The following is a 13,535-nucleotide window of genomic DNA, read 5'->3' as shown; positions in this document are numbered from 1 at the left end:
GACAGTGCTTCTCCACGGTCATGTCGCGGCTGTGAGCGGGCAGATGGCGGAGGTTCTCTGGCAGCGCCTGGGTGAACAGTGTCCCGTCGATCACGACAGTCCCGTGGATGGGACCGGGTTTGGGGGTTCGTTGCTTCTTGGTCAGGTCGAAGACGGGTTCGATACCGTTGTCGCGGAGTCGTTGTGTCCAGAGTTCGGGTTTGGCGTAGTTGTAGGCCCGATCGGCTGGAACATCGGTGATGGTGTGGCCGCGAGCCTGCAGCAGATCGATCATCGGCTGTGCCGCTTTTGCGTGGTGACTGCCAGCTGGGGTGAGATTCGCTGAGACTATGTAGTTCGGAACGGTGGTTTTCGAACCGTAGGGGCGCGTGTTGACACCAAGAGTCAGGTCGTAGCCCACGAACGGTCCCGATGCCCGATTGTTGTGTGCCGAACGATGCCCGTCTCGAGCGTCGGGGTCTTTGGTTCGCTGGGGTCGACCGTCGTCCCCAAGCAACGGCCAACCAGTCCTCCGCGACTTGAGTTCGACCACGTCCGATTGCGCTTGATCATGGGATGTCGGCGCTGGATCACGATCGGCCGACCAGAATGCCCGGATGCGTCCGTACGTTTCGTAGTCGGTCGAGTCCACCGATACCGACATGGTGGTCCGCGCTGGGATCTGGGCGTCGAAGATCCCGTTCATGAGATCCACCATTTCCACGCGTCCAGCCACGACCAGTTGTTTCACACGTTCACCGAAGTAGCGGACTTGGTCGTAGTGGAGGTCGTCTCGCAAGCCAAGAGTTTCGCGTTGGTCAGGTGTAAGGCCACAGTACGTTTCGTAGATCTGTGTGTAGTGCAGCGGGCGGTGCGCAAGCACTGTCAGGTAAGCCAGAGCGAAGAACTGCGACGGAAGGAACTTTCGCGGCCTTCCACGGCTCTCGTGAATCATGACGATATCGAGCAGACGCCGGGCGCGGCTCTGCAGCGCAGCGTTGTACGCGATAGTGAAGTTGAGGTCACTGGAGGGTGGGCCGTCGCCAACCACGATCGTGTCGACATGCCGGAGCTTCACAGCACGCCTGATCAAAATTCGTAGAGCGCGGAGTTGGCGACCACTGTTTCAGGGTCAATAGATGCCAGAAGCGCGGGCATCAACGGCTCAATGAACGTCGCGCTTCGTAGGCCGTACGCCCCGACGACGTGTGGTAGCGGGATGGGCGAGTTCAGGGCATCGTGGGCCCACGTCGTGCGCAAACGGGTAACTGTTAGTGGTTGAAGCGGAACCGGGACCTCACATGGCTGCAACAGCGACCACAACGTTTCGATGCGTGGCACCGCCTTGTCGCGAATCAGAGGAGTATCAGCGGGCAGCTGTGCCGCGAGGTCCACGATGAGCGGCGCATAGGCGGTCCGGATTGGGACGATACGTTGTTCCAGCGCGACCGCGTGCCGACCAGGTGTGACGGTGATGATGCGTCGCGCGGTGAGGTGTGCGATTTCGTCCGGAGCGAGCCCGGCGCCGAGCCCCAGTCCGAGTAGGACGGTCATGACGCGTTGTCGGCCGGCGGTTGCCTGTGAGTGTGCGCATTCGACGAGCCATTCGCATTCCCGGGTCGTGTACGGCTGGTACGGCCTGGCCGTCGGGTATGCCGGCGCGGCCGAATCCCACCGGGCGCGGCGAGTTACGCGCCGCCCGATCGTCCGGAGCACCGACCGGCGAGTACCACGGCTCGCAGGGCTGAGGTTCGGACATCCGGTGGCCACGTATCGTTCGATGACCTCCGGGGTGAAGAGTTCCTCGACATCAGTCGGTAGGCCGAGGCGGTGGGCCCACAGGAGCAATTGAGTGATCGCAAGGATTCGATGACTTGCCGAGGTGCCGGTAGCGGGGGCACTGGACCGAGTGATCCGTCGTGCCGAATCGGCGATCAACCCCCACTCGATCGCCCCAATCGATGTCGGGACGTACAAGTCGATCGCCGTGTCGACACTGGTGCCCCTCATTGCGCTCGCACCCTATGAAGATGGCGAGTGGAGGCGCGCGGCGTCCGCAGGCAGCACAGAATGGCGTGTATCGTCACGAAGGAACTCCTAGGCGGGTTCAGGACGGCGGTGGCGACCGCCGTTGAGATGTCAGGTGCCGACCAGTTTGGTCGGTGCCTGATGTCGTTCGGCAAGGGTTGGCTTGCCGAACGTGATCTCTTCGCTGCGAGAAGAGATCAGAATGGTCGTGCCCGATTGATTCCCAGTGTTGCCCCCTCGGGTGTATGAAACAGAAAAGCCACGTCCAGGTTGGAACTCCCGGACGTGGCTTCGAATGTGAGGTCAACACTAGCATTCAACTCGACAATTGTGGAGATGTTTACTCGGCGTGTCGAGTGCGGATATAAGGAGGAGACTATGGAAGGAAACTCGTTTCAGCAGGCGGTAACAGCATCGCCAGCCACGATGACCTTCACGATCGTCGACGTGCTGAGTATCGACACAGCTGCTGCAGCCGTCGGCGTCAGCGACCCACGCACTCTACGAAACTGGGCCACCGGCAACCAGAATCTTCGCCAACGCGCGCTCGTTCGTCTGACAGTCGTCTTCCAGATCGTTCAGGAACTCCAGTCTGTTCTCAGTGATCTGCAGGTCCGACAGTGGTTCACCACAATCAACCCCACACTCAACTACAGGTCGGTGCTCCGCGTCCTCGACGAAGACCCGATCGAAATGACGGCCCCGCAGCTCCTCCGCTATGCAACTGAATTCGCGGCGCAAGTCCAAGCTGGGACCGCAGCTGTCCGAGCTGGGGACCAGACGATCGGTCGATAGCCCCGACTAGTAGCCAAGCTTGGACTACGTCCATCCAGATCACCAAAGTGGGTCGACTTCTTGCGGATTGCCGTAAGTGCCAGCCCTTCACGGACGGGTACTAGTGAAAGATGCTCATGCCACGCGACAATGGGAGCGCAAAGATCATAGCGATGACGCGACGAGGAGGGGTCAGGAATGTGCATCAGAGCCGAACCTAGATCGAACTGAGACGTTGGAGTTACTACGCAAAGCTGGAGCGCTCGACCGCTCTTGACGGCGAGGTTGCGGGCGTCGATGTAGAGTGGGAAGCCGTTTCAACGGCCAGTTTCCGTGCTACGCGACACGTCCAGACTGAGGCCGTCAAGAATGGCGGCGACCGCGGGCATGTCGACCGATGCGGATCCGCGACGACTCAAACTAGCGCGAAGCCAACCACGAAGGTCAGAGGTGCTCCCGACCAGTGCGACCGCCTGATCGTGCGCTCGCAAGTGAGAATAGGAATTGGGATGGGAGTAGTACACGCAGGCGTCGATCCAACCGCAGGCTATGTCATGGGCCTCAAACAGTGAACGGAGTCGCGCGGCCTGGACTTTGACTTGGGTAGTAGGGGTCCGTTCCTTCACGTCCGAAACAGTCACGCGCGAGAACTTCTTGTTCGATGTGGACTCGCTCGATCTGGTCGATCCGTGGGCGTAGAGCTGGATCGACGCCCCGCGGCGCGCGACTCGCAAGGCGAGGTCGCCGCGCTCAACGGCACTCACTTCAATCTCGCTGAGGAGGTGAGCCAGCGCGCCCTCCCGCGGGGCAGCGCCGTCCAGCACGACCGCGTCCCAGTACTTGTTCTCCACGATCATGATCCGCCCGGCGACGAGGACTATGTGGTCGATCTGGGCATAGACGTCGCTGTCGGCAGGGCGAAACATGACACCGCTGAAGACCATCGCTGATCGATCCAGTTCCCGACAGACCGACACTATGCGGTCGCGTGAATAGCGGTCCCCCTGGGCGAGGAGCTTGTCCTGCTTCTCCTGCAGGAGGTCGGCTCGGTGTCGGATGACATCCCGTGCAACCTCCGCTTCGGACAGCTCGTTCTGATGAGCGATCTTCAGAGCAGAAATCTCGGCGGTGTGGTCGGCCTGACTAGCAGCCAGAATCCGGGAGAACTCACCGGCCGCCTCTCCCATCCGCATCTGGTGCGCCTGAAGCAGATACTGTTCGCGACTGTGCATCGCAACGGCAGCTTTGGCGACTCGGCGGCGTACGAGCACTGCCGACGCCACCAGCGCACAGACGAGAGCGGTAACAAGCAGCGCTAAGAAGACGGTCATAGTGTCCATACGCCTCATTAGACGTCATCCCACTGACACAATCCGTCCCGCCCGCCCGACAGGGGCTGTTCAGTCTGGATCGCGAGCCGAGTTCAAGTTGCAGAAGATGCGACTTGACCACTGTCCTCCTTCTTCTCGCGACTCGAGTGCACCTCGGCTGGCTCCGAGCGCCACGGAACTACGGTGCGGGTAGGCACACCCGTATCCACCGAGTTGGCCAGCTCCCGCGCTAATGCGGCCACAGTCGACGGTGTATCCGGGTCCAGACGTCGGGGCTTTGTCGCACGATCGATCTTTCACGACGAGCAGCATGCGCCGCTGGAGAATCACGAATAGCACGCCCGACTTGAGTCTGTACGACGAGGCCGTTGGCGCAGTACGTTGCGCGGGAACGAGGCTGAAGGTATCCCTGGATCCGATGACCGGCCAGCCTGATGTACGACTTTAGACTTGGTCTCGAGAGTCTGGGCCATCGGACCTGGTTGGGGCTGGTCGGCTATGAACTTAAGCGCCTCTATTGACAAAAAGCTCGAGAGTGGTCAAAGTCGCACATGTCGGCCTTGATCGCTCTAAGGTCGTAATACGGTCAGGCGGCTGGCGTCAGGCCACAACCAGGGGGATGTAAATGAGAAGACTCACGCTATTGGTCTGCACGCTGCTGCTCGGGCTCACGTTTCTGGCGGCAGGCCCGGCGCGGGCGGAAGCAGAATTCACGACGAAACTGTCGGGCGTGCTCACGGGATTCGAGTCACGGCGCTGGACCGACGGAAACTCCGACGCGGCCGCAACGACTGTCCGGTTTGACAACTGCCGCGAGAAGACTGCGGGAATGGCTTTGGCATCAGCTGATGTCATGCTACGAAAAGACCGCCCCTTTCAGCCCGACGAGGACCACGGAACCAAGCGCCTCAACTGCTCCGCAAGTGCTTTCGGAAACTGGGGGCGGAAGGCGTCCGGAAAGTACTTCTTCCGGATTGAGAAAATCAATGGGTACTCGGGCGGATTCCGCCAGCTGAATGCTTCGTTCGTTCGAGTCCGCTACTAGCTGAGCGATCTCATCGACAGGACCAACGTTTCAGCTAGCGACAGGGTTTCCACTTGTTGGAGTACAAGGAAGTCACTTTCGAGTATCGCGGGCTATGGCGGCGGCGGATGGCGCTCAGCGACTTCAGTTGGCGTAGCGGTCGTGGTTTGACGGTGCTGCTCGGCCCGAACGGAGCCGGCAAGTCGACACTCCTAGGAGTTGGTGCAAACTCTCTTCGCCCCACTCGTGGAACAGTCCGCCATGTCGATGGACGAGGCGCCGTTCTGTCGGGGAGGGATATCCGACGAGCTGTCGGCTGGATGCCGCAGACGATCACACCCGTAGTGGGATTAACCTGTCGAGAGCAGGTTGCCTACTACGGGTGGGTCGCCGGAATGAGCAAGTCGGCCGCCTGGGCTAGCGCATCAGATTCCCTTCGCAATGTAGACCTCAGCGACAGATCCGGGGACAAGGCCACGCACCTTTCAGGGGGCCAACTTCGCCGACTTGGACTCGCTCAGACATTGGTCTCCTCGCCGAGCATGCTCTTGCTCGATGAACCGACAGCAGGGTTGGACCCCAGCCAGAAGAGATCCTTTCGCCAACTGGTTCGGGAGCTGGCCGCACACCACGGAATCGATATCATCATCTCGACACATGAAACCGACGAACTGTCGTCCACGTTCGACGCCGTAGCGGTGCTCGACGCTGGTCGTCTCTGCTTCTCCGGATCAGCGTCCGAGTTCATGTCGCACGGCCGTAGTCTCCGGACAGGCGTTGAGTCGGCTGAACGAGCGTACTCCCACTTCGTAAAGTCGTCGCTGTAATGCAGATCCTAACGAGACTTCGGATCCAGCCTGCCTTCTGGATATCGCCTATACTCGCCATTATCTCAGCCTATTACCTAACGCTGGTTCCTGTCGGGCCTATCCGATATCGACTAGGTGACTGGATTGATGGCACTGAAGTACTCATGTTCTTGGCGCCAGCAGCGGGTGCGCTTGCCGCTTATGAGTGTGGTCGGCTTCGGGATTCTCATCTAGTCGAGTACCCCGGTGTTCGGTATCGGATCTCTGTGATCGGGAACGTGATTGGTCCCGCGACTATTCTTGTCAGCATCATCGCCTACGGGGCGGGCGCGTTTCATTCTGGTTCACTGTTGCCTCCGTGGGAGGTTGCTGTGGGGGTGATCAGCACTGTCGGATGCTTCGCCCTGATTGGCGGAGCATTCGGCTGTTTAGCTCGTCGTGCTATCAGTGTCCCCCTCATGCTCGTCGTCGGATATCTCTGGATGGTGATGCCTGGCGCGGTCCAACCGTACTGGATCAGAAATCTCAACGGTTCATGGATTGGGTGCTGCGGAATTGAGAGTGAGCTTTCAGCAACAGTATTTTGGGCCGGGACAATTCAGAACCTTGCAATCGCACTCGCCGCACTCGTCTTGATCACGACTGTTGGAAATCAGCGACGCGCGATATGGATTAGTATTGCCATCATCATCCCACTGGCGGCAGCCTTCATCGGCGCCGCATCGACAAGTGATGTTGGGCCCACAGCCGACGTAGAACGGTCAACACCGCTTGTGTGCAGTTCAAGCGACGAGGTGACCTATTGTACGTGGCCTGAGATCTCTGACGATGACGGCAATGTCGCAGCGATAATCGCATCTGTGCGAACGGACTGGAAGCGTGCTGGCTTCGATTCGCCAGGTACGTATCGAGCTATCACGACCTCGCCCAGCGAAGTCGTGTTCATGATCATTCCTGACGCCCCAGATATCGATATTCGGCAGTCGTTGACCAATGCTGTCGTGAACCACCTCCCAGTATGTGCCGAGAATCCATCCGGATACGCGCCCGCATTGGATCCTATTGAACTGTGGCTTCTGCGTAGGTCTGGTGTGAACGCAAATACCGACGTGCCGGGCGTAACCGAACTCGTCCAACGCATCGAACAGAAGTCGCCAGCAAAGCAGGCCGCCTGGCTAGATAGAACCCTCAATGCGATAGCGAACTGCGGAGATGTATCCCCGGAGGCTATGGAACCGTGACATTGTGGGCAAAGAATCGGTTCGTTCTCCCCTCACTCGTCGTTGTTGTGTTGGTTGCGGTCGTGACCGCTTCACTGGGTGACAACGAGTTCCCGGTGCCGCGGATAATTGGCGTTTCGCAGGTGCCCGTCACGGCCGCTCTCTTCATTCCGGCCCTGATCGCCATAGTTGCAGCCGCGAGCCTGAGTCGAGCGAATCTCTCTGCCGATCGGCGTGCGGTGCGTCGTATCAGCCGGTACGATGCCGGGTTGGTTTTACTGCTGCTGTCCGTGTATGCGATCGTCACCATTGTCCTATCAGGTGGGCCGGTTCCAGCTGCGATACTAGGAGTTAGAATTGCAGTCGGGCTCACTGGCCTGATGCTCCTCTGTCGGACCGTGATGTCCTCGGAGATGGCCGTAGTGCCGCCAGTTGTCTATCTTTTGATGGCAGTCGTATTCGGTACATCAAGGTCCTTGTGGGCATGGATCGCCGACGAGCATGATTCACGGGTCAGCGTTGTGATAGCGGCCTGTGTACTTGCCGCGGGGCTAGCCGCCGAATCAATTCGGTCTGTGACACCGGTCGCAAACTAGTTCGGCACGATATCTCTTCAACGAAGCCGCGACAATTGAACTCCAACTTCACTACGCGTAGGGTTCTTCGTTGGTGCCGACGAGGTCAAAGTCCGTCAGGATCAGTTCTGTAGTAGGCCCCACTGCCGCCCATTTGTAGTTCGCACTGGTGCGTCGGACCGTTCAGCACGGGTTGTTGAGTCGAATGAGCCTGCAGGTGGTGGGTCACGATTTGAGATGTACACCAGGGTCATCGAGGCTGTAGCGATGCCAGTGAGCCAAGCCGCCATCGGCATCTGAAACCGGTAGTATTCTACCTAAGTTGACCACCAATGGACGCGCCACCTCCGAGGAGACCGACATGAGCCCTAACAGTCTTCCTGAGTCATCCGAGCTGGATATCCGAGATTACCTCTACATCGATCGCACTCGGGTCGGAAGTTTGCTTGCTCAGCTCATAGATGGACTCCCCGAGGAGCGAAGTGAAACAAAGACGCGTTCTCGCCGGATCGATTTGGGCCTTCGTCGAGTCGCGGCCGTCGGTAAGGACGTAGGTGAGAACAGTGCTCAGACTCTCGCTCTCGCTGACCTCCATGTGTCGCAACTTGAGGAGTCGGCAGAGGCGTTAGGCCTGCTTGCGGACGTGTCAGACAAAATGTCGGCACGTAAGTTCTGGCTCCGTGGGAAGGTGCGTGAGCGAGCGCGTCCAGGAATGCTACTGCGCGTAACCGCGCCGACTCAGGTGAGCGACATCGCGAGCATTGCAGGTGCGTTCCGCCGACTGAATGATGCGTTGTCAAACGAACCAGGCGAGCTAGAGCAGGTGCTTGACGCCCTAGAAGCGCTGTACGGGGACTCCATCACGGTGTCAGTCCGTACTGCTGACCCGGATGACTACGAAGTGGGCTTCGTCGGGGAAATTCCTCACGAGCATGAGTTCGGCCCAATGCGGCGCGAGCTCCTCCTATCGCAGGTGGGTTCGGAACCTACGGAACTGACCATCCTCATGCAGATAGCGGCGGTGCCGACGGAACGTGAGAGATTCACACCTGAACAGGTCATCGCCCAGATCAAGCCTCAGGTCGACCGGCTCCTCCAGAGTGGAGACTCAGGAATTGATCGATCGGCACTCGATGAGCTCACCGGCGCATTCGGCAGCATGTTGACGAGTACCGGGTTCGTCGCTGCACCAAGCTGGCCAGCGATAGGCATGGTGCCGCTCGCGATCTATCGGGCTGTTGAACAAGGTCCTTGGACATCGATGCCACCCGTCTGACTAGGTCAGTCAGTGAGCAATGAAATTCAAGCACCGGGCTGCTATCACTCTTGGTTGGCCGAGTGAACTTGGTAGAAGCTGTGCCGGTCTGAGGCACACTGACACAAGTGCTCGCCGACGATGGGACGAGCTCTCCGCTCTCATTAACATTACGATTACTGGACATAGCGGCTATTAGCGGCGTGCTATCAGCTTGGCCGATGATGACCACAGGTCGTCGGCGGTCATTCGTTTCGGGTCGAAAATCGATCAGAAATGAAGGTATGATTGAGTAATGAATCTAGGAGACGCAACGGTCACGTTATCGAGTGGAGAACAGATTCGTTCCAGCGAGGTAGTGTCCATGGAGCTTTTGTCGAACGGGATACTGAAAGTCATTCGTAGCGTGGAACGGTCGCTTAAAGTCAAGGTTTCCCTCTACTCTCCGAACAAGTGGATGCTGGTTGAGTACCTCGAGATGATGCCGCTCCCGGTCGCGAAGAATCCCATGATGACCGCGGAGCAGCTTGCGAGGCTTGAATCGAAGTCGGTTGCGCCGCGGTGAACTCGTAACCGACCCTGGCGGTACGCCGCCGGATCATCGGAGGACAGTGATTCGTCCCGCTCGATCGCAGGGATACGTGCAGGTCGGCTCGCTGTAGGCGACACCGGTTCTCGGGTCGACGAGCTCCGGGTAGGCGCGCATCTGCGGCCACGCGGCGCTAGTGTCGATCCACGCTTGGCTCACCTGCACCTCTGGTGAGACGACGTAGACCTGGGTGCGACAGATAGTCGTCGGCACCTGGTCGATGGTTTGAAATCTATTGGGGCCCTTGGTAAATCGCACTTCCGATCGACAGAGACAAAGGTGCCCGGCCCCTCACCTAGTGTCGCCGCGCACGAAGAATCCACCAACATCGTCGGGCTCAATGGTCTGCGATTTCTCCACCACTCTGCGTGGCCACGGATGATCAGAGCCAAAGAGGGCCTCGCTCAGCCATGCTGAACCAATAGCGAGTTCCCAGGTGAGGACATCGCCCACCTGGGAAGAGGAATAGACGAATCGGGCGGGCGACTGTGCGACGATGACTTCATGGAGTCGGTTCACCCCTCCGTCGATGCCGTCTACGACCAGGTAACAGCACACCTGGCTACCCTCGACGGTCCTGGTCTCGTCGAGGAGTTGCGTGCGCTCCTCGGAGCGCGTTTGGTCGCGTATCTCGCTGGCGTGTCCAGCACCTCCACTGTCAGCAGCTACATCGACGACGCGGCCACAATCTCGGACTACGCCCGTGACCGGTTGCAGGCCGCCTACACCGTCGCTGCCCTGCAACATAAACTCGGTGCCACACCCGGTTTGATTCAGGCGTGGTTTCAAGGACGCGATCCGCTGCTGAACGATCGCGCACCGGCGAGGGTTATCGTTGACGATCCCAGCTACGACCGGCACACGATGATCTCGGCCGCGGTAGCTATGGTGATCGAGTAGTGGACGCCGACGACGCCGAGTTCGCAGCGACACAGAAGATCGGCAATAGAATTCATGCACTCGCGCAGGCAGAGGCAGTCTTCGACTCACTGGTGGAGCCGCCACCACACATCCGACGTCAACTCGAGGTATTCAAGGACGGTCTCCTCGACGCTGCCGACTAGCAACCCGACGGTTTCAGTCGTCACTGCCCGCTAGAGTCGAGTCACTAGTTCAGCGAGTGGAGGTTGACATGGGCGATTCGAGGCACGCCAAGCAGACCTCACCCGGGGCCCGAGGCTCTGCTGCCGTACCGCCGGCATCGTCAATACTCACCTCGGAGCAGGAGATGGCGCTGCGCGCCGCCGGATCATTCGTCGACAAGATGCCGCCGCCCGAGCGGCGTGGCTCAACGATAGCCGCGAAGCGAACCTCCGAACTGCTCGCGACCGCCTTCACCGTCGATCAAGCCGCGACCAGGCTCGGTGTTACGTCCCGACGTATCCGTCACCGACTGGCCGGTCGGACGCTTCTGTCGATGAAAGTCTCACACCGACACTGGCTGCCCGCGTTCCAGTTCACTGCCGACGGCGAACTCTCCGGATGGGCGCAGGTCGCACCAGCGTTCCCGACGACGGCGCCCCCGACCTCGGTGGCTTGGTTCATGCAGACCCCTCATCCTGATCTGTCCCTGGACGGTCGAGCGGTGTCGCCGGTCAGTTGGTTGGCGGCAGGCAAAGACCCCGGTCGGGTCGTGGACATGATCACTACCGCGTTCGAGTTCCACGCGTCGTGACTGCATGGGCGGCCTATAAGAAGATCACTCTGAACGAGTCAGAGTGATCTTCTTACGTACTGGGTGCTCAGTTACCGGTTCTCGGAGCCTCCGGTACCTCCGCCCCAGAGTGACGGATCGGCGATGTTGCCGCGGTCCTTGTCGATACCTGCCTCGAGGTACTCGGCGAACGTCTCGTGACGCTCGACGAAGCCTGATGTGATCACGAAGATCGGGCCAGGGGGTCGGGCCGGTTCATCATGTGGCGTACAGAGCATGTAGATGTCGCCGCCAAGCCCATCGGTGCCGCCGACGGGTATCACTTCTTCCCAATCGGTGATCTCCGGTGGATACGTAAGGCCAGCAATCCCGATGCCCCACGAGTGTTCACGCAAGGCTATGGCCTCCGCCCACGGCATACGGAACATCGGTTGCGTCGGGTCGGGTGCCTCGATCAGAATCTCGCCACCGAGCTCATCGGCCGAGAAGAGGTTCCAAAACCCCTGCTGTTGACGCCACCCACTCGCGATACTCAGGAACTCGCGGTACCCGGAATCGATGCGGTACCCAATTCGATTCTCGGCCGCACGGATCGATCCCTCAGATGCAGGCGCTCCTACAACTGTCGGAGGGTACAGACCGAGACTCACAAGTTGGTTGTGACATTCGACCTGCGCGTCGATGAGTGCGTGCCAGTCGGTCATCTAGTATGAACCTCCGTCTGGGGATGAGGATGGCATGCAAGTTCCATGCGCTCAGTTTTCTGGAACGAATATGGGTCAATCCGAATAGATCGGCGACAGCGCTTCGTCAGAGCAACTACAGAGAAATGTCCCTTCGCCATCCGATGGGGAGCCTCCACACATGTATGTCAACACCCACTTCACCTTGGTATGAATCCGCATATTCTTGCGCAAACTCCTCGGCGCCGGACAGATTGTCGAAAACCTTCTCGATTGTAGGGCCACCCCATATCCGGTCAGGCGCGTCTTGCCCGAACTCATCGGAGATCACTAGAAATAGAGAATCGCCCGCTTTTGGCGTATCTCCGTCACCGTATATCGGCTGAGTTTCGGTCCAGCACTGGACGCGGTTCGACTCGACCTGATTGGCAATCTCAAGCTCGGTCTCTCGGTCTAGCGCGAGCCCTACGATAGCCTCCGTATACGGGTTGTCGTCGAGTCGGGCTACGAGAATTTTTGCACTATTCACAGGAGGCTCCAGTTCTCATATTTCACAGTGCTCTCTAAAAACTGAGGTTGCGGTTGTTGCGTAATACTTTTCGCCGTTCGTGTCTATCATTTCTCCCGCCACGGTTCCTACGAAGGCTGTGTCGACGGTTCCTGCGCAGATGAACTCGACCTTCTTGTCCTGTAAGGAACTCTGGTTAGTGTTTCCACTGACCTGAGGATTGTCCCATCTCAAATTTACGTTCAACCACCATGCGTAGTACTTGTATCGAATGCGACTGGTTTGGGTGATTCTGAGGACTCTGTGCTCGCATTTGGTTTGCGGCTTGAATCCAACAAGTCGAGGATCGTTATCCTTGGTTCTAGTGCGCACATGAAGGGAGTGTGGGTAAAGCGTGCAAGGACCATACTTTACCTGGCCGATTGGTTCGCCCGCAGCCCTTTTTCGGGCGATCTCATCAATGAGACGTCGAGCTTCATCGACACTGCGGGCCGCCACGTACCGGATAGGTTCCATCGGCGGCAGGCTATCCGAGTGGACACGGTCGCCATCGCTTCCGATCGGAGGCTGGCCGGTGCCTGGATGCTGAATGTCGCGACGAGTCGTCGGCGCGCTTATCGTAGGTCCGGAACTGTCTGGTGCGGCGGCGGGCGCAGCAGGAGTAGTGCCTGTGGGCGCTTCTGGCGTGGTGGTCGTCGGCTGTACGGTCGGCGGTGGTCCGTCGTTGTTGCTTCCGCACTTGTAGGGCACGGGTGGTTTGGGTGCGTCGCTGGGCTTCTTTCCTGGGTGTGATGCTGCCCAGGAGTTCTTCCATGCGTTGTTGTAGGCGGTGGTCTCGCGTTTGCAGCGTTCGGCCGGGGTTTCGGCGGAGGCCGGTGCGAGTGAGATCGCGAGTAGGACTGCTGCTGCGAGTGCAGTGAGCGCGATCAGGCCCGCCAGGAGCGTTCCCCGGTCGTGCCGTTCGCGGCCGCGGGAGTGGTTCGTTGTCATGGTGTCGTGCCGGGTCAGATGCGGCTGGTGGGGCCGTGGTCGTAGTAGACGTAGACGCCGGTGTCGGTGGTGACGCTGATCTTGGCGTAGGGGCGGACGCTGATGGGTCCGAGAGC

15 protein-coding genes are annotated in these 13,535 nt (G+C 59.3%); 10 read left to right on the top strand and 5 right to left on the bottom strand.

All coding sequences use genetic code 11. The features are described 5' to 3' along the window. Together GM1_RS18455 and GM1_RS22700 are read right to left on the bottom strand one after the other, a co-directional pair. The coding region (locus GM1_RS18455; RefSeq protein ID WP_217997960.1) for a hypothetical protein at positions 1 to 1,030 on the bottom strand (1,030 nt) is incomplete at its 3' end. A 38-nt stretch (positions 1,031 to 1,068) separates the two neighbouring features. Further along, positions 1,069 to 1,533, bottom strand: a complete 465-nt coding sequence (locus tag GM1_RS22700; RefSeq protein WP_174316891.1) for a hypothetical protein — start codon at positions 1,531 to 1,533, stop codon at positions 1,069 to 1,071. 759 nt (positions 1,534 to 2,292) lie between these two features. Between GM1_RS22700 and GM1_RS18445 the strand changes: the two genes are divergently transcribed. Then, positions 2,293 to 2,802, top strand: coding sequence for a hypothetical protein (locus GM1_RS18445; RefSeq protein ID WP_157436195.1), 510 nt, complete (start codon positions 2,293 to 2,295; stop codon positions 2,800 to 2,802). 296 nt (positions 2,803 to 3,098) lie between these two features. Here the strand turns inward: GM1_RS18445 and GM1_RS18440 are convergent, their stop codons facing one another. After that, positions 3,099 to 4,112 carry a nuclease-related domain-containing protein gene (locus GM1_RS18440; RefSeq protein WP_157436193.1) on the bottom strand — a complete coding sequence of 338 codons (1,014 nt, stop codon included), beginning with the start codon at positions 4,110 to 4,112 and terminating at the stop codon, positions 3,099 to 3,101. Positions 4,113 to 4,737: 625 nt separating this feature from the next. Here GM1_RS18440 and GM1_RS18435 point away from each other — a divergent pair. The 9 genes from GM1_RS18435 to GM1_RS18400 all read left to right on the top strand — a co-directional run bounded on the left by GM1_RS18435 (position 4,738) and on the right by GM1_RS18400 (position 11,259). Beyond that, positions 4,738 to 5,157 (top strand): hypothetical protein, encoded by a 420-nt coding sequence (locus GM1_RS18435; RefSeq protein ID WP_008381387.1) that lies wholly within the window; start codon positions 4,738 to 4,740, stop codon positions 5,155 to 5,157. A 107-nt stretch (positions 5,158 to 5,264) separates the two neighbouring features. Further along, positions 5,265 to 5,963 (top strand): ATP-binding cassette domain-containing protein, encoded by a 699-nt coding sequence (locus tag GM1_RS23300; RefSeq protein WP_052005477.1) that lies wholly within the window; start codon positions 5,265 to 5,267, stop codon positions 5,961 to 5,963. 359 nt (positions 5,964 to 6,322) lie between these two features. Continuing rightward, entirely contained in the window at positions 6,323 to 7,186 is an 864-nt protein-coding gene (locus GM1_RS22495) for a DUF7224 domain-containing protein (protein WP_157436189.1), read from the top strand. Next, complete coding sequence (locus GM1_RS18425) at positions 7,183 to 7,761, top strand: hypothetical protein (RefSeq protein WP_008381383.1); 579 nt, start codon at positions 7,183 to 7,185, stop codon at positions 7,759 to 7,761. Before GM1_RS22495 ends, GM1_RS18425 begins: the two co-directional genes overlap by 4 nt. Positions 7,762 to 8,062: 301 nt before the next feature. Next, positions 8,063 to 9,016, top strand: a complete 954-nt coding sequence (locus GM1_RS18420; RefSeq protein ID WP_223291299.1) for a DUF6414 family protein — start codon at positions 8,063 to 8,065, stop codon at positions 9,014 to 9,016. A gap of 274 nt (positions 9,017 to 9,290) precedes the next feature. Then, the gene (locus GM1_RS18415) at positions 9,291 to 9,560 is read left to right on the top strand and encodes a hypothetical protein (RefSeq protein WP_157436187.1); all 270 of its coding nucleotides are present in this window, start codon (positions 9,291 to 9,293) and stop codon (positions 9,558 to 9,560) included. Positions 9,561 to 10,088: 528 nt separating this feature from the next. Next, positions 10,089 to 10,484: a LacI family DNA-binding transcriptional regulator gene (locus GM1_RS18405; RefSeq protein WP_008381370.1), complete on the top strand. Its 396-nt coding sequence runs from the start codon at positions 10,089 to 10,091 to the stop codon at positions 10,482 to 10,484. Beyond that, on the top strand, positions 10,484 to 10,648 hold the full coding sequence (locus tag GM1_RS22490; RefSeq protein ID WP_008381368.1) for a hypothetical protein: 165 nt from the start codon (positions 10,484 to 10,486) through the stop codon (positions 10,646 to 10,648). The genes GM1_RS18405 and GM1_RS22490 overlap by 1 nt, the downstream gene beginning before the upstream one ends. A gap of 68 nt (positions 10,649 to 10,716) precedes the next feature. Continuing rightward, positions 10,717 to 11,259, top strand: coding sequence for a hypothetical protein (locus GM1_RS18400; protein ID WP_008381366.1), 543 nt, complete (start codon positions 10,717 to 10,719; stop codon positions 11,257 to 11,259). 71 nt (positions 11,260 to 11,330) lie between these two features. Here the strand turns inward: GM1_RS18400 and GM1_RS18395 are convergent, their stop codons facing one another. Both GM1_RS18395 and GM1_RS22485 read right to left on the bottom strand, forming a co-directional pair. Next, positions 11,331 to 11,942: an SMI1/KNR4 family protein gene (locus tag GM1_RS18395; protein WP_008381364.1), complete on the bottom strand. Its 612-nt coding sequence runs from the start codon at positions 11,940 to 11,942 to the stop codon at positions 11,331 to 11,333. Between the two features lie 523 nt (positions 11,943 to 12,465). Next, on the bottom strand, positions 12,466 to 13,419 hold the full coding sequence (locus GM1_RS22485; protein WP_157436185.1) for a hypothetical protein: 954 nt from the start codon (positions 13,417 to 13,419) through the stop codon (positions 12,466 to 12,468). Between the last annotated feature and the right edge of the window lie 116 nt (positions 13,420 to 13,535).

It is taken from the genome of Gordonia malaquae NBRC 108250, from assembly GCF_000344135.1.
GTDB lineage: Bacteria > Actinomycetota > Actinomycetes > Mycobacteriales > Mycobacteriaceae > Gordonia > Gordonia malaquae.
The sequence above is the reverse complement of the archived record's forward strand: the minus strand, read 5'-3'. Positions and strand labels throughout refer to the sequence as shown.